The organism is Curtobacterium sp. Leaf154, assembly GCF_001424595.1.
In the GTDB taxonomy this organism is placed as follows: Bacteria; Actinomycetota; Actinomycetes; order Actinomycetales; family Microbacteriaceae; genus Curtobacterium; species Curtobacterium poinsettiae.
The window spans coordinates 50,370-75,894 of the sequence record NZ_LMOS01000005.1 but is presented as its reverse complement, the minus strand read 5'-3'; the positions used below and the strand labels follow the sequence as shown (position 1 = coordinate 75,894).

28 protein-coding genes and 1 tRNA gene are annotated in these 25,525 nt (G+C 68.0%); 14 read left to right on the top strand and 15 right to left on the bottom strand.

Annotation, left to right across the window (positions count from 1 at the left end):
- The first annotated feature begins 64 nt into the window (after nt 1-64).
- The 5 genes from ASF75_RS10565 (at nt 65) to ASF75_RS10550 (ending at nt 3,234) form a co-directional block, all read left to right on the top strand.
- Nucleotides 65-895 (top strand): endonuclease/exonuclease/phosphatase family protein, encoded by an 831-nt coding sequence (locus ASF75_RS10565; protein WP_056071237.1) that lies wholly within the window; start codon nt 65-67, stop codon nt 893-895.
- Nucleotides 883-1,473: a hypothetical protein gene (locus ASF75_RS10560; RefSeq protein WP_235517629.1), complete on the top strand. Its 591-nt coding sequence runs from the start codon at nt 883-885 to the stop codon at nt 1,471-1,473. The genes ASF75_RS10565 and ASF75_RS10560 overlap by 13 nt, the downstream gene beginning before the upstream one ends.
- A 137-nt stretch (nt 1,474-1,610) precedes the next feature.
- Nucleotides 1,611-1,684, top strand: a tRNA-Pro gene (locus ASF75_RS10555).
- A gap of 154 nt (nt 1,685-1,838) precedes the next feature.
- Nucleotides 1,839-2,669, top strand: a complete 831-nt coding sequence (locus ASF75_RS17680; protein ID WP_156463857.1) for a hypothetical protein — start codon at nt 1,839-1,841, stop codon at nt 2,667-2,669.
- Nucleotides 2,653-3,234: a hypothetical protein gene (locus ASF75_RS10550; protein WP_321164544.1), complete on the top strand. Its 582-nt coding sequence runs from the start codon at nt 2,653-2,655 to the stop codon at nt 3,232-3,234. The genes ASF75_RS17680 and ASF75_RS10550 overlap by 17 nt, the downstream gene beginning before the upstream one ends.
- A 75-nt stretch (nt 3,235-3,309) precedes the next feature.
- On the opposite strand, the gene ASF75_RS10545 is transcribed toward ASF75_RS10550, so the two are convergent.
- Together ASF75_RS10545 and ASF75_RS17675 are read right to left on the bottom strand one after the other, a co-directional pair.
- Nucleotides 3,310-3,639 carry a tyrosine-type recombinase/integrase gene (locus tag ASF75_RS10545; protein ID WP_082509653.1) on the bottom strand — a complete coding sequence of 110 codons (330 nt, stop codon included), beginning with the start codon at nt 3,637-3,639 and terminating at the stop codon, nt 3,310-3,312.
- A 66-nt stretch (nt 3,640-3,705) separates the two neighbouring features.
- On the bottom strand, nt 3,706-3,918 hold the full coding sequence (locus ASF75_RS17675; protein WP_156463855.1) for a hypothetical protein: 213 nt from the start codon (nt 3,916-3,918) through the stop codon (nt 3,706-3,708).
- Nucleotides 3,919-4,382: 464 nt separating this feature from the next.
- On the opposite strand from ASF75_RS17675, the gene ASF75_RS18010 reads away from it, so the two are divergent.
- From ASF75_RS18010 to ASF75_RS10515, 6 genes are all read left to right on the top strand, one after another.
- A complete protein-coding gene (locus ASF75_RS18010; protein WP_056071226.1) occupies nt 4,383-5,189 on the top strand; it encodes a hypothetical protein in 807 nt (268 codons plus the stop codon).
- Nucleotides 5,164-6,789: an HAD-IA family hydrolase gene (locus tag ASF75_RS10535; protein ID WP_082509651.1), complete on the top strand. Its 1,626-nt coding sequence runs from the start codon at nt 5,164-5,166 to the stop codon at nt 6,787-6,789. Before ASF75_RS18010 ends, ASF75_RS10535 begins: the two co-directional genes overlap by 26 nt.
- A gap of 569 nt (nt 6,790-7,358) precedes the next feature.
- Entirely contained in the window at nt 7,359-8,465 is a 1,107-nt protein-coding gene (locus tag ASF75_RS10530; protein WP_056071220.1) for a FecCD family ABC transporter permease, read from the top strand.
- A gap of 43 nt (nt 8,466-8,508) precedes the next feature.
- Nucleotides 8,509-9,534 carry an ABC transporter substrate-binding protein gene (locus tag ASF75_RS10525; RefSeq protein WP_017885885.1) on the top strand — a complete coding sequence of 342 codons (1,026 nt, stop codon included), beginning with the start codon at nt 8,509-8,511 and terminating at the stop codon, nt 9,532-9,534.
- Complete coding sequence (locus ASF75_RS10520) at nt 9,531-10,334, top strand: ABC transporter ATP-binding protein (RefSeq protein ID WP_056071217.1); 804 nt, start codon at nt 9,531-9,533, stop codon at nt 10,332-10,334. The genes ASF75_RS10525 and ASF75_RS10520 overlap by 4 nt, the downstream gene beginning before the upstream one ends.
- Nucleotides 10,331-11,140 (top strand): class I SAM-dependent methyltransferase, encoded by an 810-nt coding sequence (locus tag ASF75_RS10515; RefSeq protein WP_082509649.1) that lies wholly within the window; start codon nt 10,331-10,333, stop codon nt 11,138-11,140. The genes ASF75_RS10520 and ASF75_RS10515 overlap by 4 nt, the downstream gene beginning before the upstream one ends.
- A gap of 241 nt (nt 11,141-11,381) precedes the next feature.
- Here the strand turns inward: ASF75_RS10515 and ASF75_RS10510 are convergent, their stop codons facing one another.
- The gene (locus tag ASF75_RS10510) at nt 11,382-11,798 is read right to left on the bottom strand and encodes a hypothetical protein (protein ID WP_156463854.1); all 417 of its coding nucleotides are present in this window, start codon (nt 11,796-11,798) and stop codon (nt 11,382-11,384) included.
- Between the two features lie 269 nt (nt 11,799-12,067).
- On the opposite strand from ASF75_RS10510, the gene ASF75_RS10505 reads away from it, so the two are divergent.
- Both ASF75_RS10505 and ASF75_RS10500 read left to right on the top strand, forming a co-directional pair.
- Nucleotides 12,068-12,247 (top strand): hypothetical protein, encoded by a 180-nt coding sequence (locus ASF75_RS10505; RefSeq protein WP_017885881.1) that lies wholly within the window; start codon nt 12,068-12,070, stop codon nt 12,245-12,247.
- Nucleotides 12,248-12,513: 266 nt separating this feature from the next.
- Nucleotides 12,514-13,029 carry a GNAT family N-acetyltransferase gene (locus ASF75_RS10500; protein WP_235517624.1) on the top strand — a complete coding sequence of 172 codons (516 nt, stop codon included), beginning with the start codon at nt 12,514-12,516 and terminating at the stop codon, nt 13,027-13,029.
- 303 nt (nt 13,030-13,332) lie between these two features.
- Here ASF75_RS10500 and ASF75_RS10495 read toward each other — a convergent pair whose 3' ends face one another.
- The 4 genes from ASF75_RS10495 to ASF75_RS10480 all read right to left on the bottom strand — a co-directional run bounded on the left by ASF75_RS10495 (nt 13,333) and on the right by ASF75_RS10480 (nt 16,678).
- Nucleotides 13,333-13,995 (bottom strand): ABC transporter ATP-binding protein, encoded by a 663-nt coding sequence (locus ASF75_RS10495; RefSeq protein ID WP_056071208.1) that lies wholly within the window; start codon nt 13,993-13,995, stop codon nt 13,333-13,335.
- Nucleotides 13,992-15,284, bottom strand: a complete 1,293-nt coding sequence (locus ASF75_RS10490; protein ID WP_017885877.1) for a hypothetical protein — start codon at nt 15,282-15,284, stop codon at nt 13,992-13,994. The genes ASF75_RS10495 and ASF75_RS10490 overlap by 4 nt, the downstream gene beginning before the upstream one ends.
- Nucleotides 15,272-16,129: a hypothetical protein gene (locus ASF75_RS10485; protein WP_140449250.1), complete on the bottom strand. Its 858-nt coding sequence runs from the start codon at nt 16,127-16,129 to the stop codon at nt 15,272-15,274. Before ASF75_RS10485 ends, ASF75_RS10490 begins: the two co-directional genes overlap by 13 nt.
- A 105-nt stretch (nt 16,130-16,234) precedes the next feature.
- The gene (locus tag ASF75_RS10480; RefSeq protein ID WP_139179885.1) at nt 16,235-16,678 is read right to left on the bottom strand and encodes a hypothetical protein; all 444 of its coding nucleotides are present in this window, start codon (nt 16,676-16,678) and stop codon (nt 16,235-16,237) included.
- Between the two features lie 445 nt (nt 16,679-17,123).
- Here ASF75_RS10480 and ASF75_RS10475 point away from each other — a divergent pair, with 445 nt between their 5' ends.
- The gene (locus ASF75_RS10475; RefSeq protein ID WP_056071205.1) at nt 17,124-17,990 is read left to right on the top strand and encodes a hypothetical protein; all 867 of its coding nucleotides are present in this window, start codon (nt 17,124-17,126) and stop codon (nt 17,988-17,990) included.
- Between the two features lie 62 nt (nt 17,991-18,052).
- On the opposite strand, the gene ASF75_RS10470 is transcribed toward ASF75_RS10475, so the two are convergent.
- From ASF75_RS10470 to ASF75_RS10435, 8 genes are all read right to left on the bottom strand, one after another.
- Entirely contained in the window at nt 18,053-18,676 is a 624-nt protein-coding gene (locus ASF75_RS10470) for a response regulator transcription factor (RefSeq protein WP_197068611.1), read from the bottom strand.
- A 5-nt stretch (nt 18,677-18,681) separates the two neighbouring features.
- On the bottom strand, nt 18,682-19,899 hold the full coding sequence (locus tag ASF75_RS10465; protein ID WP_017885872.1) for a sensor histidine kinase: 1,218 nt from the start codon (nt 19,897-19,899) through the stop codon (nt 18,682-18,684).
- A gap of 23 nt (nt 19,900-19,922) precedes the next feature.
- The gene (locus ASF75_RS10460; protein WP_200942689.1) at nt 19,923-20,693 is read right to left on the bottom strand and encodes an ABC transporter permease; all 771 of its coding nucleotides are present in this window, start codon (nt 20,691-20,693) and stop codon (nt 19,923-19,925) included.
- On the bottom strand, nt 20,690-21,619 hold the full coding sequence (locus ASF75_RS10455) for an ABC transporter ATP-binding protein (RefSeq protein WP_056071204.1): 930 nt from the start codon (nt 21,617-21,619) through the stop codon (nt 20,690-20,692). The genes ASF75_RS10460 and ASF75_RS10455 overlap by 4 nt, the downstream gene beginning before the upstream one ends.
- A 177-nt stretch (nt 21,620-21,796) precedes the next feature.
- On the bottom strand, nt 21,797-23,617 hold the full coding sequence (locus tag ASF75_RS10450) for an LPXTG cell wall anchor domain-containing protein (protein WP_082509647.1): 1,821 nt from the start codon (nt 23,615-23,617) through the stop codon (nt 21,797-21,799).
- A 127-nt stretch (nt 23,618-23,744) separates the two neighbouring features.
- Nucleotides 23,745-23,930: a hypothetical protein gene (locus ASF75_RS10445; protein ID WP_056071201.1), complete on the bottom strand. Its 186-nt coding sequence runs from the start codon at nt 23,928-23,930 to the stop codon at nt 23,745-23,747.
- A gap of 89 nt (nt 23,931-24,019) precedes the next feature.
- A complete protein-coding gene (locus tag ASF75_RS10440) occupies nt 24,020-25,003 on the bottom strand; it encodes a zinc-binding alcohol dehydrogenase family protein (RefSeq protein ID WP_056071198.1) in 984 nt (327 codons plus the stop codon).
- The gene (locus ASF75_RS10435) at nt 25,000-25,494 is read right to left on the bottom strand and encodes a MarR family transcriptional regulator (protein WP_056071195.1); all 495 of its coding nucleotides are present in this window, start codon (nt 25,492-25,494) and stop codon (nt 25,000-25,002) included. Before ASF75_RS10435 ends, ASF75_RS10440 begins: the two co-directional genes overlap by 4 nt.
- Nucleotides 25,495-25,525 lie beyond the last annotated feature (31 nt).

Below are 25,525 nucleotides of genomic sequence, written 5' to 3'. Positions count from 1 at the left end.
ACCCTACGAGCCAGGCGGAGAGGTCCCTGAGAATCCGACGGGTGTCGTCTCGTAGAAGGGATGCATGCCCCACCACCCCGACGACCGCCCGCTCATCGGACCGGTCCGGTCGCCCGAGGTGCACTGCATGACGCTCAACGTGCGTCGCCGCGTGCCGCGACGGTCGACCCACCCGGACGCCTGGGAGCGCCGCCGCGACGCCGTCCTCGCGCTCGTCACGTCCGAAGCGCCCACCGTCCTCGCCGTCCAGGAGGCCCTCCCCACGCAGGCAGACGACCTCACCGCCGGCCTGGGGTCGGGTTGGGAGCCCGTCCTGGCCGGGCGAGGAGCGCGCGGCGGTGGCGAACAGGTCGGCCTGTTCCTCGACCGCTCCCGCCTCGACGTCGTCGAGCGCCGCACCTGGGCGCTCTCCCGCACACCCCACCGCCCCGGCTCGCGGTCGTGGGCCACGTCCTTCCCCCGGCACGCCGTCGGAGCCGTGGTCGACGACCGCGCGACCGGCGTCCGGTTCCTGGCGATCGCCACCCACCTCGACGTCGCCTCGTCGTGGGCCCGACTCCGCTCCGCCGAACTGCTCGGCCGGATCGTCCGGCAGCGCGGCCTGCCCGCCGTGGTCATGGCCGACTGGAACACCCCCGCCGGTTCCGCACCGTGGCGAGCCCTGGCGGAGGCGGGGGTCGAGGACAGCTGGGGGCGGGCCTCCAGGCAGGTGGGTGAGCCCTACGGGACGTACCCGCACTACGGGAGTCCGCGCGTTGGTGGTCGGCGGATCGACGGGGTGCTCGTGACCGCTGGGGCGGCCGTGGACCGCGTCGCGGTCGACGTGCGGCGGCCGGGCGGCGTGTGGCCGTCCGACCACGCCGCCGTGCACGCGGTCGTGCGGTGGGCGTCGTGATCCGGGCGCTCGGGTCGACCTTCCTGCGGCCGCGGTTCCTGGTGGCCGACGTGGTGCGCGCCCTGACGCTCGTGAGCGTCGTCGTGGCGAGTGTCGGGTGGGGTGGGACGGCGTTCCCGGTCATGGCGCTGGCGCTGCTCGGGGTCGTGGTGCCGCGCATGCTCGGGCTGCGACCCATCTTCGACCTGGCCGTGTGTGTGCTCGTGCTCGTCGCCGGCTGGTCGAGCGTGCTCGAGTGGTACACGACCGTCTTCCTGTGGGACAAGTTCATGCACGTCGTGCTGACCGGGCTGCTCGCGGCCGTGCTGTACGTCATCGGTGCCGACCTACGTGCTGTGCCGGCCCCGCACGGGGAACGCCGGGTGGTCGTCGCGGTGCTCGCGCTGTGTGCGGGACTCGCGGTCGGCGCGGTCTGGGAGATGGGGGAGTGGCTCGGGCACAACTTCGTCGACGCGAAGATCTTCGTCGGGTACGACGACACGATCGGGGACCTGGCGGCGGACGGGGCCGGGGGCTTGCTCGTGGGGCTCTTGTTGCCGTGGTTGGCGGCGCGGCGTGAGGTGGTGCGGCCGGGCTGAGCGTGTCGTTCGGGTCGCGTTGCTGCGACTCGCCGTGGCACGGAGGGGGTCTGACGTCCGCTATGCTGGACCGGTCGCTCGCGCTCCGGTCGGACGCGGGCGAGGATCCTCCGGGGTCCTGGGTTCTCCGGAACTCGCGGGCTGTGGCGCAGCTTGGTAGCGCACTTGACTGGGGGTCAAGGGGTCGCAGGTTCAAATCCTGTCAGCCCGACCGAAAAGCCCCGATGGAACGATAGTTCTATCGGGGCTTGTTTCTTATCCGAAGTTGCAACCCCTCCGAAACCCCTCGCTGACGTCGAGATGTCGTCAGGTTTGCGCCAGTTGTCCTGTACTCTCTGGTCACTACACTCACCGGAGAGGGACCCATGTCTGACACGAGCGCAGCGGATACGCCGACACGAGGCAGCCAGGGCACTACTGGTACTTCGAAGAAGTCGAAGATCGTGCGACTGTCGCAGTCCGACGTCCCTAGCTTCGCCCTGGAACAGGCGCTTCGAGTTGCGCGAGCAATCGCGGACAGCTACGGCTATGCGCCGACGCGACCCATCCATGTCGCCAGCGCGATGGGTGTTACGCCGTCGTCAAGCAACTTCCGAGGAGTTACAGGCGCGGCAGTTGCGTACGGTTTGACAACCGGAGCGTACAACTCTGCAGAGATTGGTCTCACCCCGCTCGGAACGCGAATAGTCCGACCGACCAGCGAGGGCGATGATCTGGCTGCGCAACGGGAGGCTCTCCTCAAACCGCGCATCCTCGGTGAGTTTCTCCGCCAATACGATAATGCGGCACTGCCGCAAGATGCAATTGGCAAGAATGTACTAGTTGAGAAGGGCGTTCCGGCAGAACGCGCCGAAGCTGTTCTCGCCTTGATTGTGAAGAGCGCCGAGTCCGTCGGATTCATTCACGAGAACAAGGGACGGAAATACGTAGACTTGTCAGGTGCCGAAAGTGTTGCTCCAAAAACGGAGGACTTCGCGGCCGAACCGCAGGGGTCGCCCGTGGACGCGCCGCTTTCCCATGTAGAAGCTCCGGCAGGGGGCGGTCGTCACAGCGTCGCGTTGTCTCCCGGCGTGCACATCAATATCGAAATTCATATTGCAGCAGATGCGTCGAGTGAGACTGTTGAAGACATCTTCAAGAACATGCGTCGTTACGTCCTCAAGCCGGACGATGTGACCGATGACGGCCGAGAGTAACGGAGCTCCTTCGCCAGACCTCCTGCGCAGGCTTCGCGAGTATCAGATTCAGGTCCGACAGCGGCCGAGACCGAGCACCGCAGTAGTGCCAGCTCGCGCCCCGTTCTCGGGTCGGGACGCGGTGGTGATGGAGAGGCTTCGGCGGCTATCGGAGCCGCTTGCTCAGTCGCTTGAACAGTGCCTGCGGGACTTGAACGATCCGACTCGGCTCAGCTACATCGGCCCGGCCGGGGAACTGCGCGAAGTCATGCGCGCTGCGATACAGCAACTTGCTCCGGACGAGGAGATCCGCATTCAGCCCTGGTACAAGGGAGTTCCGACAGCAAACGGCAAGTCGACCAACCCGAGTCAGGCGGAGCGGGCCAGGTATGCGGCCCAGGTACGCGGCGGCGACCCCGAACAAGTCAAGGAACTCGACGCGATCGTGGAAGGTTCCATCGGACGCATCAGTCGAGACACCTACACGGTAAGCAGCAAGTCATTCCACTCCGGGGCCGCTCAAGAAAAGGTTCGCAAACTCACGGGCTGGATCTTCGCAATCCTTGATGAGGTGCTGCCTGAGTAGCTCGGGCGGGTTTCGCTCGATCCGTCCGGTCATCACGCCGGTCAGCCGCTCTACGTAGCGCTGGTGAGCGGCGGTCTAGTTCGTCGTCGCACCGGCCCACGGGTGGCCCTCCCTGTGGTCGGCGGGCGGTGCTGTGGCCCCGGTGACGAACACCGAGAACCGAGCTCGTTCCGCGGCGTAGTCCTTCTTCCGGAGGTGCGCGTAGACCTTGTCGGTGATCGCCACAGACGCGTGCCCCATCAGCCGCGACAGCTCGAACATGTCGAATGCGCCCGACTCCAAGACCAGCGTCGCGAAGGTGTGCCGGAGCTCGTGCAGCTTCAACGTCGGCAGGCCGATGCTTTTCGCCGCGGGCTTGAACGTGTACCGGTAGAAGCCCTTGGGATCGAACGGGGTAGTCGTCAGCCCTCTGCCGGAGGTTCTTCGCTGCGCGCGGTCCGCCGTAGGCGGGGTATGGGGTGGTGTTGACGGTCATCGGCCTTCCTTCTGGGTCAGGCGGTCACTGCTGAGTCGGCCGCGGGTGGTGGTGGAGTGAATCCTGTCGGCGACTTCGGGGAACAGCACGTCGAGGGTGCTCAGGTGGTCGATCAGGGCTACTCGCACGATTGTCGCTTTGGATACGCCGCCGAATCGCACCATTAGATCGAGCGCGTCGCCTACTTCCTTCGGCAGGGTCGTGCGCAATTCTGATTCATACCCGAGGGGCTGTGGTCCACGCTTACCCATTGCGTTCCTTCCGTTTGCGTTAGCATTAACCATACGCCGTAAAATAACACGGCAGGGCAAAAGTGCCGTTTTGTTTTATCGGGACTATCGACAATGACGAAAGGCAATGCTCATGAACACCAACACCAACACCAACCGCGCCACCGAGTACACCGGTGACGACAAGGAGCGGGCGAAGCGCCCGCCTACCGTGTAGGAGCAAGCCAGAGCGATCCGCCGGGAGGGCATGGAGGAAGGCCGTAGCGGAAGCGCTGACGTGGGTCGATGACCCCCTCTGTCAGTGGTCGAACGTATGTTCGGTTCATGGCGGCTACGAGTTCGATGCACCCGCGGGTGGGAAACCCGACATGGTGATAGGTGATTGCTACTCTTCTTCCAGCCGAGTCGGGACCCGCCTGGTCGGCCCGAGGGGAACACGAGAAGTGGCACCGCAGTACCGCACAGGCTTCACCGCACCAGCCTTCATCGCCGGCCCGCACTCCACGCATGAGTGGATCGACTGGATGCAGCAGTTGGGCATCCTGCATGACTTTGCCGTGATCCCGGAGGGTGCTTGCCAGCTCTGTGGCGGGTCAATGCTCAACGACAGGTACACGGAGTGCTTCACGTGCAGCCAGCGGTTCGGCCCCTACCTGGACGCGCTGATCATCGCCAGTTACAGCCTGGATAGTGGGCTCGAATCGATGTTGCACCGATACAAGGACGGTGACCTCTATCAAGGCAAGGATGCGTACACCTGGCTTCGCGCCCCGCTCGGGTCCCTGCTGTCCGAATTCGCCACCAGGCACAAGCACTGCATCGAGTCGGTCGTCGGTACAGACGTCGTCTTCACCTGGGTTCCCGCCGGGGACGCGCGAGCGTTCGACCACATCGAGATGCTCGTTCGTGCTGTCGGTAACTTCTACGAGGGGTGGCCCTGGCGACCGGGCGTGCTTGAGCGGGAGTTGGAAGTGCCTAAGCCTCGCGCACAGCAGCTCTCGCCGGCTGCGTATCGTGTGACAGAGGATGTAGAAGGACGGTCGTTCGTGCTCGTGGACGACGTCTGGACCTCCGGTGCTTCGCTCGGAAGCGCGGCGGCGGCACTCAGGCTCGCCGGAGCAAGCCAGGTCGTGGGCCTCACGCTCGGGCGATCCCTCAATCGTGACTACGCGGCCGGGAACAACCAAGAGCTGTACCAAGAAGTTGAAGCGAGGAGCTGGACGAATGAGCACTGCTCCATCTGCGCGTGATGTATCGGCAGCGCTCGCGCTGGGTCTCCTCGATGCTCCGGGATACGGTGCTCGAAAAGTTCTTGAGCTCCTAGGGCGCTTCGGTTCGAGCCAGGCTGCCTGGGATGCTGTGCTCCAGTCGCCCGACACCTCGGAGAAGGTGCGCGAACATCTGATCCATGCTGACCTTGATCGGTATATGCAGGTGCTCATGGGGACGTACTCAGTGGGCGGCCAATATAAGCTGTGGAACGAACCTGATTACCCAGCGAACTTATCCAAGTGGGCGGGGCGCCCCCCGGTTCTCTTCTATAAGGGGCAGCTGGAGACGCTCAGCACCCGCGCCTTGGCGCTCGTCGGAAGAGTTGATCCGACCGAACGGGGTGAGGACGCAGCGTTCAGATTCGGACGCATGTGCGTCGAGAATGATATTCAGGTGATCTCAGGGCTTGCGAAGGGAATCGATGGGGCTTCGCATCGCGCGGCGCTCCAGGAGCCTGCTGGAACCACCTTTGCCGTGGTTGGGCATGGTCTCGACTTTGCATACCCGTCCGAGAACCACGACCTCTACGAGCAGATCCCTCACCATGGGGCTATCCTCTCGCAGTTCGCGACCGGAGTCGGCCCCCAACGATGGACCTTCCCGGCGCGAAACGAAGCCATGTGCACCCTCGCTCTCGGGACCGTAATCATCGAAGGCAAGGAAGGCTGTGGCTCAATCATTCAAGCCGACTTCTCCTTCAAGCATAAGCGCCCAGTGTTTCTACTGAGCCGCAATCTCAAAAACTCAGACAACGAGTGGGCGCGAAAGCTCGTCGATCGCGGAGCTCACGTGATCGAGTATTTCGAGCAGGCAATGGAAATTGTTGAACGCACCAACGGGGACCTGTGGGGCGAGCGACCAACTCAGGGCACGTTCTTCGACGTTGCGGAACTGCAGAACGAGGGAATTATGTCTTCGCAGGCCGGTGCCGGGATGGCACGCGTAGGGCTCTTCGACCTGGACGGAGTCGTCGTTGACAGTCGCGGTGCTCACACTGCTGCCGTCGCCGAGATTGCCAGCCGACGGCTCGGACGGGAGGTTATGCCCAGCGAGGTTGACCCTCGCGGCTCCGCTGCTAACGCGCTTCGCAAGCTAGGTGTGCCTGACGCATACGACGCTTATCGCGCTGACTATGACACTCAGTTCAGCGCGCATCAACAGGACGTTCGGGTCTTCGAGGATATGGTCGACGCACTGCGGGCTCTCCGAAATCAGGGTGTGCTCCTCGCGGGGATCACGAGTCAGCCTGCACGACGCGCGGACGTGATGCTGCCGTCCTATGTGCGGGAACTATTCTCCTTCGTTCTCAGTTACAACGACCACGGCGGAAAAAAGGATGCGGGCATCACGAAGGCCCTCAAGAAGCTTAAGAGCGACACAAGCCACTCCTTCTTTGTCGGTGACCAGTCGACCGACCTGGAAGGGGCACGAAAGGCAGGGGTGGCTGGGGTCGGCGTGCTCTGGGGCTTCTCGACGGAATCAGAACTCAGCAGCTGGGCTCCAGATCTACTTCTGGGCGAGCCGCGCGGGGCAGACGTCGAGCTTCTGAGGCTGCTGGATCAGGTCGCACCGCTTTGACCCTCTGAAACCCCTCCTGCCGTGCTCCGCCACCCCTGACCGAACCGAGCCGCCGTGAACCAGCCTGGCTCCCGATGATGCCCGATAACGCGGGCTGCGGCGGGGGCACAAGGGCTCGTTCGGTTTGCGTCGGTTTGTGCGCGCGGAGCGTCACCGCCCGCCTGGGGGTCAAGGGGTCGCAGGTTCAAATCCTGTCAGCCCGACCGAAACGTGTCTGACACGATGACAGAAGCCCACCGAGGATCTCGGTGGGCTTCTTGCGTTGGGATCGACCTCGTCCCGGCGAGCCGGGGCAAGGAACAACGAGACGACCGGACCGTCGGTGCGAGTCGAGCAGTGAGGGATTCTCGCTCAGTCGAGTCGCATTGCGCTGGCTGGAAGACCGCTGTCTCATCCAGGGATCGTTCCGACCCGATCAGTTCTCGGACCCGCCATCACTGTCGGCGCCCGCGTGTGCGCCAGCACGTTGTGCTGCGGGCGGCCACAGGGCGTCCGTCGGCACCGTCGAGGACTTGGTGAAACCCTGGCCGACCTGCTAGTAATGAGACTCGTTATCATCAAGGAGTCTCATGCCCGATCGGTTCTCGACGGTCCTCCCGGCGCCGTCGCGGTCGGGCAGGATCGATGCGGTCCTGTGCCTGATGCGTCGAGCCCGTCGGCGTGCGGCCGTGCGGATCGTGGTGCTCGCCGTGGTGCTCGCCCTGGTCGCCGTCGCAGCGATGATGATCGGTCCGGTGCCGATCGCACCGACGCACGTCATCGGCATCCTGGTCGAGCACGTCAGCGGGGCCCGCGCGGGCCACTGGTCTGCGTCGGCTGATGAGATCGTGTGGGGCACGCGGGCACCCCGCGTCGTGATGGGGATCATCGCCGGCGCCGTGCTGGCTGTGGCCGGAGCTGTCCTGCAGGCGCTCGTCCGGAACAGCCTCGCCGATCCGTACCTGCTCGGCATCAACTCCGGCGCCAGTACCGGCGTCGCCCTCGTGGTGCTCGTCATCGGGTCGGGGAGCGCGTTGGTGTTCTCCGGTGCGGCGCTCGCGGGCGCGATCGGTGCCGTTCTCCTGGTTGTGGCGTTGGCCGGGACCGCGAGCCGTCGGGGGCCGCTTCGGCTCGTGCTCGCCGGTTTGGCGGTCGGGTACGCCCTGAACGCGGCGACGAGCTTCCTCGTCTTCTGGAGCGACTCTCCGGAGGCCGCCCGGTCGGTCTTGTTCTGGCTCCTGGGTTCGCTCACGTCGGTGCAGCCGATCGCCCTGGCCGCCGCGGCGATCACGGGTGGTGTCGGACTGGTCGCGCTCGTGGTGATCGCACCCTTCATCGACGCGCTCGCTTCCGGAGACGATTCCGCACGGTCAGCGGGTATCGACCCGGAACGCGCGCGACTCGGCCTGATGGTCGCAGTGTCCGCGATGGTCGGCGTCATCGTCGCGGCTGTCGGCGGCGTCGGTTTCATCGGTCTCGTCGTGCCGCACCTGGCACGCCGACTCGTCGGCGGACGACACCGAGCGGTGCTCCCGGTGTCGGCGTTGCTCGGTGGGTCCCTGCTCGTCATCGCTGACACCGTGGCCCGCATCGCGTTCGCGCCCCAGGAGATCCCCGTCGGGGTCGTGACCGGGGTGCTCGGTGCGCCCTTCCTGTTGGTCCTCCTGCGTCGCACCGCCCCCGCAACAGCCCCCTGACCTTCCACCCCACGGTCCATCGCACCCCACCGGAAAGCCCCACATGAGAACCCGAACCCGGTCCACCACGGTCGCAGCAGCGATCGGTCTGCTGGCGACCGTCGCCGTGCTCAGCCTGAGCGCCTGCACGACATCGTCCGGAGCCACCGAGCCGAACCCGCGCACGAGCTCGAGCGGTGGCACGCACTTCCCCGTCACGATCCAGAACTGCGGATCCCAGGTGACGATCACCGCGACCCCGCGACGCATCGTGCTCGTGAACAACGACGAGCTCCCGAACCTCGAAGCGCTCCACGCCGTGGACCGGATCGTCGGTGTCACCGCTCCGCTGGCTCCGGACCTCTACACGAAGCAGACCTACCGCGAGCTCGCAGACCTCCACGCCCTCTCGACGAAGCAGACGTCGACAGGCGGCTCCGTCGTGTCCCAGGAGAGCTTGCTCGGTGCGAAGCCGGACCTGGTGATCGCACCCGCGAACGCCGTCGACCGAGACGCGCTCCAGGCTGCCGGGATCCCGCTCTACACCCCGTCGGCGTACTGCGCGAACCCCGGTCCCGACCTGAGCCGGACGGCGACGTTCGGCCGTGTCTGGAGCGAACTGCGGACACTCGGCACAGTGCTCGGCGAACCGGCGCTGGCCTCCGATGCGATCGATTCGGGCCGTGCCACGCTCGCGACGCAGTCCCCGAAGGACAGAGGAACAGCCGCTGCCCTCTACGTGTCCTCCGGCGGCAGCGTCCTCTCGCCGTACGGCGGTCCGAGCATGGTGACGCCGGTGTTCCGAGCGGTCGGACTGCGCAACGTGTACGCCGACTCGCACGAGCGCGTCTTCGATGCAGGTGTCGAGGACATCATCTCCCGCGACCCGCAGACGATCGTCCTGCTCTACTCGAGCGGCACGGCGCAGGACACCATCGACAGCTTCCTGACGGCGCCGGGTACATCGGGCCTCTCCGCGGTGCGCCACCACCGGATCGTCGCACTCCGCTTCCCGTTCACCGATCCGCCCTCGACCCTGTCGGTCTCGGGCCCGGCTGAACTCACACGGCAGCTCGACGCACTGCGGTGATCCGCGCACACGCGGTGACGGTGCGCGCCGGACGGCGGCTGCTCCTGGACACCGTCGACCTGGATGCGCCGACGGGCTCCGTGACCGGGATCGTCGGCCCGAACGGCAGTGGCAAGACCACCCTGATCCGCGCGCTCCTCCGAGCCGTCCCCATCCAGGAAGGCCGTGTCGAGATCGACGGACAGGATGTCCGGCACCGGTCACGCCGGTGGATCGCGCAACGCGTCGCGAGCGTGGCGCAGCGACTCGACCCGGACCCGGCGCTCACCGTGGCGGACGAGGTCGCGCTCGGCGGCCTCGCCCAGGTCGGCCAGGGCCGCGGCGACGGTGTCGACCCCGACGAGCGTGTGGCGGCAGCCCTCGACGCGGTCGCACTGACGCACCGAGCCGGCGACTCCCTGGCCGCACTCTCCGGCGGCGAACTCCAGCGGGTCGGCCTCGCCCGCGCGATCGCTCACGGTGCCGACCATGTCCTCCTCGACGAACCCACCAACCACCTCGACCTGCGACACCGGCTCGAAGTCCTCGAACTCCTGCCGCACATCGCACCGACCGTCGTCGTCGTCCTGCACGACCTCGAGGCCGCCGCCCGCGTCTGCGACCACCTGGTGATCCTCGCCGCGGGCCGCGTCGTCGGCTCCGGCCCACCCGCCGATGTCCTCCGCCCCGCGCTCCTGGATTCGGTCTACGACGTCCACACCACCCGTCGCGACGACCCTGACGGTGACATCCACCTCACATTCCGCCTGCCAGCACCACCGGCCGTCCCACTCGCCCCTCTGGAAGGAACCACCCCATGACCGAGACGACAACCACCACACCGATCGCCACCGAGGCCGACACCGCGCGGGCACGTGACCTGGCGAGCCGGTGGGATGCTCAGCAGACCGCGTACATCCGGCACCGGGCTGAGCGGTTCGCCACGATCGCCCGCGTGGTCGCCGACGTCTGCGCCGAGACGACCGCGCCGCGGATCCTCGACCTCGCGGGCGGAACCGGAGCGCTCGCGGAAGCAGTGCTCGCCGCGGTCCCTGGCGCCACGGCAGTGGTGGCGGACAAGGATCCAGCGCTCCTGGCCATCGCCGCGGACCTCGCCGCCGCCGACCGTCGGCTCGTGATCGCGGAGGTCGACCTCGCCGATCGGCGCTGGGCGGAGCACCCTGCGATCGCGGACGCACCGTTCGACGCCGTGGTGAGTTCGACTGCCCTGCACTGGCTCCAGCCGGGCACGCTCGTCGATGTCCACCGACGGACCGCGGACCTCCTCCGCGCCGGTGGCATCCTGCTCAACGGTGACCACCTGTCCTACCAGCGGGACGAGAGCACCCTTGCCGCCATCGCAGCGCGCGATGACGCCGTGACGCAGCGAGATGGTTTCGCGGCCGGCGCGGACACGTGGGACGCGTGGTGGGCAGCGGTGGCGGAGACGCCGCGGTACGCCGAAGCGATCGCGCGACGCGACGTGGTGTGGGGCGCGGAACTCCACGAAGCGCCGCCGAAGGTCACGCTCGGCTTCCACATCGAGTCGCTCCGCAGCGCTGGGTTCGCCGAGGTCGGAACGGTCTGGCAGTACCTCGACGACCACGTCGTGTACGGCGTTCGGTAGGTGGTACTGGCGAGCGCGGGACGCGTCCTCCGGAAGCCGGATCAGTCCGGCCGGGACGGCGGCAGCGTTCCGCGCTCGTGCGGGGAATCACCCAGTAGTTTCGACCGTCCTGCAATCGATCGATGACGAGCAGGCTCTCGCCTCGGACGACGACGGCCGCTGTTGCCAGTCATGACGGCGGCATCGGCGCTGATCGGGTGAGCGACTCGGTTCCGCACCCGAGATCGATCAGCGCGCGTGCTCAGAGCGTCCGCGGGGCGAGGTGGCCGTCCTCGGTGTCGTACGTCGTGACGCGCCACGTCGGCCGGCCGTCGTCGACGACGCGCACCAGCTCGACCAGTCGTGGGCCGGGCCACTCCTCACCCGAGGCCTTCACGGCGTCGTAGTAGCTGGTGTCCGTCCCCGTGGCTTCAGCCTTGGTCAGGGTGACCTCGTGTCGCCGCACGAGGCTCAGGTCCGTGGCGTCGACGAGCGCCTCGACACCGCTGGTCGGTTCTGCGTTGGACTCGCCGAGGGCGTCGGTCTTTCCCGGGTCGGTGCTGCGGATCCGCCAGACCCAGTGCTCCGCTCCGTACTCAAGGCGGAGCCCGACGATCGGACCGCCCACGGCTTCGGACTCACCGGACAGGCTGTCGACCCAGTCGGACGGCCATCGCACGGCGGATGGCACCCCGGTGCTCGGCCAGTCGGAGCCCACCGTGCTCGGAGCTGGAGGGAACGCTGCGCACCCAGCAAGCACGATGGCGCTCGCAGTCGCCAAGCTGGCCAGCACCACAGATCTTCCGAAACCCACTGCATCCCCCTCGTGAGGAGCCCAGCGTAGACGAGCGCTTCAGGTACGAACCCGCGGGAGCTCCCCGATCGCCGATCCTGCAACGGCGTATCGCAGCGCTTGCCCCCGCTGTCGGTCGCACGTACGCTGCCCCCATGTGGTGGTGGATCGGAACCGGCGTGGTCTTGGCGGCGCTCCTCGTGCTGTGGTTCGTCATGCACCGGTACACCAACTTCGGCTCTCGGGCGGCGGAGTTCGAGGGGACAGACCCCGAAGTCGCGGAGGCTCTTCGGCAGGCCGAGTCGGACATCGCGCGGGGGCGCATGTTCTTCTGACGCTCCCGGGGGTCGACCAGCCCCACGGCCGTCCGGCAGCCGCTCATCGACCGAGCCGATCTCGGTGTGTCTGCAGTCAGCTGTCGAGTGCGATGACCCACGGGATCAGCAGGAGACGACAGCAGCGCGCCTGATCAGCCCGAGCCCCGTCAGCGCGATGAGCAGGAGCCCCCACCACGTCCACCACGAGAACTCCACGAGACGAGGATGCCGGATCAGGCCCACTTCCGCTCGTGTCCGCTGAGGTCAGCCCGTAGCGTCGTCTCGTGGATCAAGACGTGTTGGCGGTCGAAGCGGCCACGGCCGCGGATGTTCCTTCGGCTCAGGTGCTCATCGACGGTGCGAGGCTGTGGCTCCGCTCGCGTGGGATCGACCAGTGGCAGGACCGGGTGCCGGACGCGGTTCTGCTGCGCGACGCAGAGCAGGGGAACCTCTTCGTCGTACGTCAGGACCGGGTGATCGTGGCGATGGTCACGGTGTCCGACTCGGACTCCGAGACGTGGGGCGTGGAGGACGATCCCGCTGTGTACGTGCACCGTCTGGTCGTGGCGCAGACGCATCGTGGCAGTCGGCTGGGGCAGCGACTGCTGGTGTGGGTAGGAGAGCGAGCCGCCGGGCGCGGGGCGGCCCTCGTGCGGCTGGATTGCGCGACGGACAACCCCGGATTGCGGCGATTCTCCGAACAGCAGGGGTTCCGGCACGTCCGCGACGTGACGGTCAGCGCCCCCGACGGTGGGCGGCAACTCGCTTCCAGCCTCTACGAACGCGCGCTGGTCCGGTAGCCGATCAGGCACCGGTCAACGTGGAGAGACTCGAGCTCGAGGCTGACTCGCACGCAGCGAAACGGGAGATGTTCGCCGAGTTCTCGAGCCGCGAACGTACTGCGCACGCGTGATCGGGGATTTGGAGCGCAACCGCTGACGGACGGGAGGCCCGGTGCCAGCTGGCACCGTCCCTCCCGTCTCGGCCATCGCCTCGCTGGCGCGGTGCGCCGGTACCGGCGGGTGGGGCCCACCTCCAAGCTCGGCCGTCACCCCGCTGGCGCGGTGCGCCGGTACCGGCTGGTGGGGCCGGCCTCCCGTCCGTCACGTGCCGCGCGCGATGAGTCGTTCGTGGTGCAGCTGGAGTTGCCGTTCGCATCGCTGTGCAACGCGCTCACTGTGGGTGACGATCACGAACTTGGTTCCTGCTTGCTGCAGCCGGTCGAAGAGGGCGAGCACGTCGTCTTCGGTCGTCTCGTCCAGTGCGCCGGTGGGCTCATCGGCGAGGACGACGGCAGGGCGCTTCGCGATGGCTCGAGCGATCGCGACGCGCTGCGCTTCTCCTCCTGACAGTCGTCGTGGGCGCTTGCCAGCGAGGTGGCTGATGCCGACCGCGTCGAGCGCCTCATGTGCTCGGGCGGTGGAGTCAGCGCGAGCAGGAACGCCGAGCCGGACGTTGTCGAGCACGCTGCGGTCGCCGAGGAGGCTGTGGTCCTGGGTGACGATGCCGATGTGTCGGAGTCGGTGCTCCGCCATCCTCCGTGCGGTGCGCTCGAGCACGTGGCCGTCGTGCTCGTAGGTCCCGCCGAAGTCGGTGTCGAGTCCGGCGAGGATCCGGAGCAGCGTGCTCTTGCCGGATCCGCTGCGCCCCGTGATGGCCACGGATCGATCGTCGTCGCGAAGGTCGAAGTCGAGCCGGTCGAACAGTGCTCGGATCGATCCGTCGGGCTCGGTGATGGTCTTCGAGACGTCACGCAGCACGATCATCGTGAGGTACCTCTTCGCTGTTGGGCGGTCAGTTCGATGCGGATGGCTCGCCGGCCGAGTGCGCCGTCCGCCACGCACCAGAGGAGCAGGGCGGTGCCGGCGCCGAGTCGAGCCATCTCGCTGTCGTTGGGGAGCAGTGCGCTGGTCGCGAGGAACAGCCCGAGCGCCGCGGTGAACTCGGTGAGGCGGCTTGCGCGGAACAGCCGGTTCGTGGCACTCGGGCTCCTCCCGAGGAGATGGTGCACCCGCGCCACTGGCGTTCGACGGTGATGCAGGAGTCGGTTGAGGAACGCCGTGATGATGCCCACGCCCGCGGTGAGGGCGACCAGCAGCGCGGTGACGAGCACCAGGTTGTCCTGGATGAGCTGGCGAACGAGGGAGAGCTGCACGAGGTAGGCCGGTACTCCGAGCAACGTGTACGACCGGAAGCCGGTGTCGTCTCCGATCGCGTCGAGACGCGCGACGACGTCCCCGAAATCGAGGCTGTGATCGACGGCGAGATCGGCGTTGAGCACCTGGAACGCCAGGCGTCCGAACAGCTCGGGATCCAGCCGGTCGAGTGCTGCTCGGTCGAGTCCGGCGAGTGTTGGCGGGTAGGGCACGATGACGGTGTCGTCGAGGTAGTGGTTTGCCTCACCGCGGAAGTACATGGCACTGTCCGGTTCGAGGAAACCGACGACTTCGAGCTCCTGCTCCTGCAGGATGACCGCTCCGGTGAATCGCTCCCCGAGCTCGTACACGCCGCGGTACTCGTTGCCGAGCAGCACCGGGATCCGACCGGATCCCCAGTCGACAACGTTCCACTCGATGGGCTTGCCGTCCTGCACGGAGAGCCCCGCGAACTCGTACGCGTTCTCGTTGAGCTGGATGGACTTGATGTCCTGAACGCTCCGGCCGGACTCGTCCTGGTACTTCCCGTTGAGCGTGTACTCGGTGCCGTAGCCGACGTCGAAGCGGTCGTCGCCGCGGAAGTCCTGAACGGTGACGGGCTGGTCGTACGAGGAGATGAAGTCGAACCCGGGCTCGTCGTCGATACGGTCGACGAACGAGGCGACGTCGTCGAGTGCGTGCTCGTCTCGCCGGATCGCCTCGAAAGCATCCGGGCCGAGATCGTCGACCACCGTGTAGAGGTCGACGTCGGCATCGGCGGACAAGCCCTGGGCCACGGCCTGCGAGGTGGACTGGGTGAAGGACGCCACGTTGTACCAGCAGAGTGCGAGCAGCACGAGCAGGACGATCTTGGCGACGATGATCGTCCAGTTGGACCGGAGGTCGTTCAGCAGTTCCATCGACGGGTTCCCTGCCAGAACGAAGCGACGGACACGGCAAGCACGACGGTTCCGACCGAGACGACCACAGTGGTGACGTCGAGGTCGAGGAGGGTGGCCTGCCTGACCACTGCCGCGCCCGCGAGAGCGGTCGTACAGGCGGCGATGGTGATCACGCTGACTCTGGTGGCCGCGCTGCGGAGGGTGCTCAGCGGTCGGATCCCCGTGGTGAAGCGGACGGCGGCAGTGCGGAGTTCCCATCGCCCAGCTTGCAGGCCTGCGACCACGCCGATGAGCATGACGACGAGCACGCCGAGCGTGACCAGAACCGGAGACACGGCGTCGACGTTCGTCCTGCGGTTCGTGCCGTCGTCGACGATCTCGACACTTCGGCCAGGGAACTCTGCGCTGTAGTGGCGGACACTGCTCGGGCCGTCCAGGAGGAGCCGCTGTGGTGACGCCGAGAACCGCGACGGATCGGCGACGATGACGTCATCGGACAGCAGACTGTCGGCCCGGACGCCGAGACGGCCCACCACGTCGTAGGGCTTGCCATCGACGACGATGTCGTCACCGCGGACGGCAACGTCAGCCCCGGCGAGGGCCTCGCCGGGGCGCCCGGTCAGTGCGTGCCCGTCGTGCAGCGGGACATCTGTCCACCGTCCCGACAACATTGCGACGGCGCGGACATCGCCCTCGAGGCGCACGAACACCTTCGTTCCCGGTTCGAATGCGTTCCGGGCACGCATGAGTTCGTCGAGTGTCGCGTTCACCCACACGCTTTGACCGCTGCGGAGATCGTTGCCTTCAGAAGCGATGACACCTCGGCGAGCGTCGAACACCCCGATCAACACCGTCAGCAGCATGGCCAGCAGGAGCAGGCCCGCGATCGCCGTGGTCTGTTGCTTCGTCACGTCTTCTCCTCACGCAGCAGCGGGTGCGAGCCGTCGGCTCGCACCCGCTGCGATGCGTCACCTGCCGTAGTAGGTCTTCGCTGTACCGACACCGTTGCCGGGCCGGTTCGGCCGGTACGGCTTCCACACGGTCACTGCTTCCGTGCCGGACTTGCCCCACTTCCGGCCAGAGTCAGCGATGATGCTGCTGCCGTGCTCGAGCCGCGCACGCGTGTAGTGCTGCACGCCTGCCCAGGTCGTCCAACCATGCGAACGCTTGTGCGTCGTCCCACTGATGGTCTTCTTCTCCGCTGCACCGCGGTGGTTCACCGCCAACACCGACATTCCGGTTCCTGCGCCGTCGACGGTCCCGGTGCTCTCTGACCATCCACCGATGACCCCCTCGCTCCCGACGCCGTCCTGCGCCTGTGCGGGGATCGCGCCGAGGAACACCGCCCCGCCGACAGCCACAGCGGCGAAGCCAGCGGCAACCCGCCGAGATCGGTGATCGTTCTTGCTCATTTCCCACTCCTTCCCGGGAACTGATATCCAGCCCTTCAGTCGTTAACATGCCAGGAAGGGAGCAGCCTGTCGAACGGACCTCCGCCCGGACACGGCGGGCTCCGTTGGTACAGGGGGGTGGCTGGCAGGACGACAACGGCGTCCCGGTGCTCGAAGCCAGCCACCACATGCGGCGACATTCCGAGGACAGGGCTTCGCAACAGACGCACGGCTGCCTGTCGAGACGATCCCGAGCCCCATCCAGACGGTGAGGGCTGCGGTGCTTCTCAGGGCGGCAGGTCACCTTGACTCGTACGATCGTCTCCCAACTGCCTTCGCCACCCGTCCCCACCCGTTCCGACCCGGAGATCCTGATGCGCACTGAACACGACCCACTCGCCCCCGGCTGGCGCCTGCTGATCGATGGACGTGCATCAGGTCCGTCGCCCGCGGAAGGCGCACGGGCATGAACGGAGAGCGCCAGCGCCTTCGCGTCCTCTACGTGAGTGACCTCGGGTACGAGGCGAAGGGCCGACGCTACTGCGACGAGGACATCTACCTGTCCGGCGAGCTCAGCGCGGAGTTCGACGTCGCGATCTGCCCACCGCTGGCTGCCGAGCACCTGATGGACGCGTTCGACGTCGTCGTGGTGCGCAACAGTGGACCCGTGCTGCACTACCTGGCTGCGTACGATGCGTTCCGCGAAGCCGCGCGGACTCGTGGGATCCCTGTGTTCACGGACCTGACAGGACGAGCCGACCAGAGGGGGAAGCAGTACCTCCTCGACCTGTTCCGAGCCGGGTACCCGGTCATCCCCACGATCGATGCCGCCGCGGACATCGCGCAGCTCCCGGACACCGCGGACTACATCGCGAAGCCGAAGCTGGGCGCGGACTCGATCGGGCTGAGAGTCGTGGGCCGTGACGAGCTCGCCGGGCTGCACTACGACAACCTGCTCGTGCAACCCCGCATCGACTTCCAGTACGAAGTCTCCTTCTACTACGTGGACCACGTCCCGCAGTACGCGCTCAACGCTCCCGACCCGACGAAACGGTGGGAGTTGCAGCAGTACCGCGCGAGCGATGACGACTGGGCCTTCGCGCAACAGTTCATCGGGTGGAACACGATCGAGCACGGTGTCCAACGCGTCGATGCCTGCCGCACCCGAGACGGAGCACTGCTCCTCGTGGAGCTGGAAGACCTCAACCCGTACCTGTCGCTCGACCTGCTCGACGAGCGCACCCGGACGTCCTTCGTCGCCGCGGTGAAGGAGTCCGTGCGGGCGTCGGCAGGGAAGCGACAGGCGGAGCCGCTCCGTCGATCGGCTGACTGACGCCTGCGACCGCCGCCGAACCGCGAAGGACCGGACCGAGCGCCGATCGTTCCGCGACCGGATCAGGGCCGTCCCGTGCCGAGCAGCCAGCCGTTGTCCGCCGCGATCCGCAGTGCCTCGGTCGCGTTGCGCGCCGCGGTCTTCCCGATCGCGGACGACAGGTGGTTCCGCACGGTCCCCTCGGACAGGTGCAGCGTGCCGGCGACCCCGGCCACGGTCGGCGCCGTGCGGAAGGCGATGAGCACGTCGGTCTCCCGAGGGCTGAGCGGGGAGGGCCCGGCAGCGAGGGACTCGGCGGCGAGCACGGGGTCGACGACACGGAAACCCCCCTCGACACGGCGCACGGCATCGGCGAGGTGTTCGGCGGGGGTGTCCTTCACGACGAACCCGGCTGCCCCGGCTTCGAGCGCTCGCCGGAGGTACCCGGGGCGCCCGAACGTCGTGACGATGAGCGAGCGGCAGGTCGGCAGCTCGCGAGCCAGGATCGACGCCGCCGTGAGGCCGTCCGCCCCCGGCATCTCGACGTCGAGCAGGGCCACCGTGGCGCCGGACGCCCGTGCTGCGTCGAGCACTTCGTCGCCACGGGCCACCTGGGCGACGACCGCGATGTCCCGTTCGAGCGAGAGCAGCGAGGCGAGTGCGCCACGGACGAGCGCCTGGTCGTCTGCGATGAGCACTCGGATCACGTCGGTCATCGTTGACTCCTCTCGACCCGGAGCAGGAATCCGCCCAGGTCGCTCGTGCCGGTGGTCAGGACCGCTCCGACGGCTTCCGCGCGTTCCCTGAGGCCGCGGAGCCCGTTCCCGCCGAGCACGGCCGCGGTCGACGGGGGAGCGAGCACCCCGGTGCCGTCGTCCTCGACCGTCAGCGCAGTCCGGGTCAGCGTCACGCGGACCCGGCTCGCGGCGGCGTGCCGGACGATGTTCGTGACGCCTTCTCGGAGGACCCACGCGAAGAGGCTCCGAACGTCATCGGCTGCTGCGTCGGCGTCCCGGGGGAGTGCTGCGTCGATGGCTGCGGCCTCGAGTGCTGCTCGCGCCGACACGAGTTCGGCGTCGAGGTCGGCCTCGCGGTAGCCGCTGACCGCGCGTCGGAGCCCCTGCAGCGCTTCGCGGGAGAGTCGTTCGACGTCCTGCATCTCGGTCTTCGCCCGGGCCGGGTCGACGTCCACCAACCGCGTGGCGAGCTCGGACTTCATCGCGACGACGGTCAGGGAGTGGCCGAGCACGTCGTGCAGGTCGCGGGAGAACCGGGCGCGTTCCTCGACGACGGCGAGGCGGGTGATCTCGTCCTGCGCGACCCCGAGCCGTTGCTCCGCCTCGCGTTGCCGTCCGAAGAACAGCATCGACGCCCCGACGGACACGGTGATGACGGGGGCGAAGAGGATGCCGTTGTCCACGGCGTTGCCCCAGCCCGTGCTCACGGCGACGAGGAGCTGCGCGCCGACGATCCCGAGCACCACGACAGCGGCCACCCAGAACCGCTCGGCGACGAACCCGGAGAGTGCAGCGATGAGCAGCCAGGTCCAGACCGCGAGCGGCCCGACCACGAGGAGCAGGAGCCCGGCGAGCAGCGCGACCCCGGCCAGCACGAGCACCCGCTCGCGCAGGTTCCGTCGCCACATCAGCTCCGGTGCGAACAGGTACGCCGCGTACACGACGGCGAGGGCGATGGAGGAGACGACGTGCGCGCGGAGGCTCCGTCCGTCGGTCCAGACGGCGATGATCTCGAGCACCTGCCACAGGAGCGCGAACACCGCGCCGGTGTACCACCGACGGCGTCCGATGCGGATGTCGTCGTCACTCGCCCCCGGCGGGACGGCCCACGGGAACGAGCGTGGGGATGGCCGGGAGGCGCGTGACGCGTCGTCCGTGCCACTTGCGTCGGTCGTGCTGGTCGCCTCGGACATCGGTGCCAGCGTAGGGCCGTCGGTCACTGCCGTGCAGCGTCGCGGCGGTAGCGCCACACGATCACCGCGGCCAGCACGATCGCCCAGCACGCCAGGACCATCGCGGGTTCGACCATGCCCGAGGAATCGGTGGCCCCGGCCCCCATCTGTCCGATCCGGTTCAACCAGTACGAGGGCAGCAGGTGCGCGACGGTCCCCATCCACTCCGGCATCACCGACAGCGGGACCCACAGACCGCCGAGGATCGCCATGCCCATGAACACCACCATGAAGAGCGGCTGCGCGAAGGACGGCTTCGCGAACTGTCCGATCAGGATCGCGATGAGCGCGAACGGGATCACTCCGCACCAGATGCCGAACCCGGCGGCGAACCAGCGCAGCGGGTCGAGCGAGGCGTGCATGCCGACGGTCGCGACGACCACCGTGATGACGATCGACACCGCGGCGAAGGCCATCGCGGCGATCACCTTCGACACCATGAAGCCCCACCCGGAGAGCGGCGTCACCCGCAGCTGCCGGTTCCAGCCGATCGATCGCTCGTTGACGATCGCGAACGCCTGGCTGAGCGCGGCCATCATCGCACCGTACGCGGCCATCTGCAGCGTCGTGACGACGAGGTACTGCAGACGGGTCGTCGGGTCGGTCTGGGAGCCGAAGGCCGAACCGAAGACGAGCAGCATGATCACCGGGACGGCGAAGGTGAACACCATCGCACGGACGTTGCGGAGCTGCCGCTTCGTCTCGAGGTAGACGTAACGGATCGGCATCCGGCCGGACGCGGTGACGGTGGTCATGCGGGGATCCCTTCGGGAGCGGTGTCGGTGGTGGCGGGGTCGGCAGTCAGCGCGAGGAAGGCGTCGTCCATGGTCGAGGCGACCACCTGGATGTCGTGCGCCTGCGGGAACGACGTGAGCAGGGCCCGGAGGGTGTCGTCGCTGCGGTCCGAACGGAGCGTGACGGAGTCGTGCCGGGCCTCCAGGCTGCGGACACCGGGGAGACCGCGCAACGCGACGTGCGCGGCGGCGCCGACCCCGGAGAACCGGACCGCACGCGTGGCGGTGATCGCCTTGATCTGGGCGGGTGTGCCGTCGGCCACGATCCGACCGGCGCGCATGATGACGATGCGGTCGGCGAAGGTGTCGGCCTCGTCGAGGTAGTGGGTGGCGAAGACGACCGTGCGCCCGGCGTCGGTGAACTCCCGCATCGAGGACCAGAACGTGTGCCGGGCCTCGACGTCCATCGCCGCGGTCGGTTCGTCGAGCACCAGCAGGTCGGGGTCGGAGACCACGGCGACCGCGAACCTCGCCCGCTGCAGCTGACCGCCGGAGAGCTTGTTCACCCGGCGGCCGGCGATCTCGGTGCAGCGCGCACGGCGGAGGGCCTCGTCGACCGACATCGGACGACGGTGCGCTGCAGCAACCAGGGCGACCGCGTCCCGGACCGTCATGTCCGGCAGGAGCGCGCCGCCCTGGAGCATCGCGCCGACCCGCCCCGTGACCACCGCGGCGCGGGGCTCCTCACCGAAGAGCAGGGCCCCGCCGCTCGTCGGCACGGACAGCCCGAGCGCGAGGTCGACCGTCGTGGTCTTACCGGCGCCGTTCGGGCCGAGGAGGGCGACGACCTCGCCCGGACGGATCGTCAGGTCGACGCCGTCGACCGCAGCCACCTCGCCGAAGCGTTTACGGAGGTCGCGGAGCTGGATGACCGGTGTGTCGTTCATGGGACCCACCCTCGTGCAGCCGCGCGCGCGGTGCCTCGGCCGGACGTCACGATCCCGGCATGACATCTGTCACTGGTGGCCGAGGTCCGCGGCTCGGTCGAGTCACTGCCCCTCGGCTGCCGACGTGGGGCCCACCTCCAGGCACGGCCGTCACCCCGCTGGCGCGGTGCGCCGGCGTCAGTCGGTGTGACGACGCAGGCGACGACGGCGACGCAGCACCAGGGTCCCGGCACCGGCCAGGAGGAGCAGCGTCGCGAGCAACGCCGGTCCGGCAGGCGACTGTGCACCGGTCGCGGCCAGCGTGCCCGTCGCGCGGGCCGTCGGTGTGCCGGCACCCTGCGTCGCCGGAGTCACCGCCGGCGTCGTCGTCGGGGTCGGCGTGGGCTCCGCAGTGGGCGTCGCGGTCGGTCGTGGCGTGGCTGCAACGATCAGCGGGCTCTCCGCCATCGCCGTGCCGGTCAGGCAGTGCTTGAGCTCGGTCTCCTTGACCCAGTGCGACCCTGCAGCGACTGCACGGCACCCGGGGGCGAACGCGATCTCCCGCTCGTTGTAGAGCATGCGCACGAGCGGCGTGTAGGCCGCTCCGGTGGCGGGGTCGATGCCTGCTCGCGAGACGACGTCCCACTGCACGTTCGCAGCCATCGGCGTCACCGCAGAACCTCGCCACGGGTTGGTGGCGTACCCGTAGACGTCGGCGTCGGACGCCGGAGCAGCGTTGTCGGGCGCGGCGACGGTGGATCCCGGCAGCCGCAGCAGCGCCGCGAACGGGATGATCGTCTCCGCGTGCGCGAAACGGAAGGTCGCGACGACGTCGCCACCGGCGACGCGGGCGTCGATCGTGGCGAAGAAGTCGTCGAGCAGGGGCTCGGCGATCGAGTAGGTCTCGTCGTGCCCGGCGAGGCTCGGGCCCTTCTCGTAGAAGTCCTCGGCGTCGAGCAAGTACGCGAACCACTCGGCATCCGCCGCCCGGCCAGCGAAGTACTGCGCGAAGTCGAACCGGTGCGGAGCGACGTTCTCCACTTGCATGTCGGCCGCGATGATGTACAGGTTGTAGAGCGACATCGCCGCATCGACGGTGCTCTTGATCGACTTCTTCGGGTCGCCGCAGGCATCGGGATCGGCCTTCGTGTCGGCGCCGGGCGCGCACGCCACCGCGCCGCCCTTGGAGCCGTCGGCGGTGTTGTACCAGGTGTGTGCCTTGTCGGTGCCGATCTCGGCGATGAACCCGGGCGTGAAGATGCCGGAGAGCAGGTCCTGCGCCGCCTGGACCGATCGCGGCTTCGCCTCGATGTACCGCAAGGCCGCAGCGATCGTGCCGCCGTCACCGGTCTGTTCGGCGATGTAGTCCTCGTACGCCTGGGCGCGCTGGCGCTCGGGTGACCCCTCGGCCTTGTCGGTGCCGTCCGGGTTCTCGACCTCGTGGAAGTAGAGCAGGTCGGGGCGCGGTTCGAGCTTGACAGCAGGGGCACCGAAGCCCCGCAAGAAGTTCTCGCCGGACTCCGTGGCGCGAGACTCGCCCGACGTCTCGGCGACGACACGCCCGCCCGTCTTCGCCGCACGGGCGAACAGCTGCTTGTTGCGCTGCGCGGCTCGCGCTCCGATGCCCTGGTGCTGGGCTGCACCCTGACCGGTGAGCATGCCGTAGCCGTTCGCGACGTTCGCCGCCGTGATGGCGTCGAGGTTCGCGGAGAACTCCTTCCCGATCGCAGGCGTCAGGAACCCGTTCTCGGCCTGCGCGGTCGCGGCGAGACGGTGCAGCAGCGCGTCGTACTTGTACGCGGAGAGCCCCCGGGATCCGTGCCGGGCGACCGACTCCGTGGCGACGGGGGAGTAGCCCGTCGGGGCAGGCGAGTAGGCGTCGATGTCCGACTGGCTGGGGGCGATGTAGGGCTGCTTGCTGCTGGTGAAGCTGGCCTCGTCGGCGTGCGCCGGTGTCGCGAACACCAGCGAGGCGACGGCAGCGACGGCAACGCAGGACAGTGCGGTGCGGGTGTTCATGGGTCCTCCGGTATCGGGACCCTCGGGCGGCGGTCCGACCAGCAGAGTTAGTGCCAGCGGGTGAACAGCCCTTGACCTGGAGGTGACCGGACGGTGCTGCCGGACACGGCAGCCCCGTGGGACCTGCCTAGCTGGGCCCGGATCGTCGGGTCAGCTTCGAGCTGACGACGCCGTAGAGCAGCCAGGCGACGACAACGACGAGTGCGACCGTGCCGTACATCGCCGGCAGGGCGCCCTGCACCAAGAACGGCACGAGCAGGAGACTGACCACGCCGAAGACGACCAAGGTGGTCTCGTAGCTGCGAGGAGACATCCGACCTTCCTGAATTGCACTGGCTGGCGCCCTTGTCGAGGACGAACGGGTTCCACCCCGAGAGCGGGGTCCTGGGGAGTCCGTGCCCATCATCGGATGGTGACGACGAGCTTGCCTGACCGGATCCCGTCCTCCATGTCGCGGTGGGCCTGAACGATCTCCTCGAGCGCGTACACCTTCGCGATCGGGACCTGCACGGTGCCGGCTGCGACGGTGTCGAGGAACGCCTGCAGTACCGATGCCGGCAGGTCGCTCGCTTCGCCGGAGTACGCGGTGAGGCGCACCCCGTTGGGGATCACCGCCATCGGGTAGAAGTCGGGGATGGTCCAGACGTCGGAGAGCATCCCGCTGAACGACACGGTGCCGTGGACGGCTGTCGCCCGGAGTGTGTCGGGCAGCGTGCCGGTGCCGATCAACTCGACCGCTCCGTTGACGCCGTCCGGCACGATTCGACGGACCGTGTCGGCGATCCTGCCCGAGTCCACCACGACGTGGTCCGCACCAGTGGCGTGCAGTCGCTCGGCGCGGTCCGGGTTGCGAGTGGTGGCGATGACGGTCATGCCCTGCTGCTTCGCCAGCACGATGCACGCCAGGCCGATCGACGACGTGCCACCGCGGATCAGGATCGTGTCGCCCCGGCGGGCACCGACGCCCACGGTGAGCGACCCGTGTGCGGTCTGCAGCATCTCGGGGACGGCGCCGAGCACGGACCAGTCGAGGCTGCTCCGGAACGGCACGACGCTGCTGGCCGGAACGACGGTGTACTCGGCGTAGCCCCCGTCGAAGTCGCGACCCATCCCGCCCATCAGTCCGGCTACTTGGGTACCGGCGGGGAACTCTCCACCCGGGGCTGCCTCCACGGTCCCGACGGCTTCGATCCCGGGCACCCGTGGGAAGGTCCCGGAATGGCCCATGCCGCGGCGGAAGTGCAGCTCGGACCGGTTGAGCCCGAACGCTTCCACACGGATCAGCACCTGGCCCGGGCCCGGGATCGGGACCGGCAGCTCACGGAGGTGCAACACGTCGGGGCCACCGGGTGCGTCGATCACGACGGCCCGCATGGTCGCCGTCATCGCCTTGCCTCCAACGTCGACTGCAGGCGCTCGAGTGCCGCGATGCCGTCTGCGATCGCCGCGGCATCGGCATCCGAGAGCACGGCGTCCAGCGCTTGGTCGAACCGCTCGTCCGCGAGGGCGAAGGCGTCTCTCCCCTGGGGCGAGAGCACGCTCCGGACACTGCGCCGATCGTCCGGGTCCGTCGAACGTTCGAGGAAACCATCGGCGGSGAGCCGGTCGAGCAAGCGACTGGCTGCAGCGATCGACGTCCCGACGCCGGTCGCGACGTCCTGCACCCGGGCGCCCGATGGGGCTGCCTGGACGATCCGCAACACCTCCAGTCGGGCCAGGCTCAGCACGCCCTCGCCCCGCATCCGCTTCTCGACCGCGTTCCACACGTCGGTCTCGTGCCGCACCAGCGCGGCGAAGTACTCCCGCAGACGCGCCGCTCGCCCAGCCCGGTCATCCGGGGCGTCGATTCCAGGGAGGGGTGCGAGGTCCGTGCTCATGCTTCGACTCTACGGCATCTACTTGCTATGT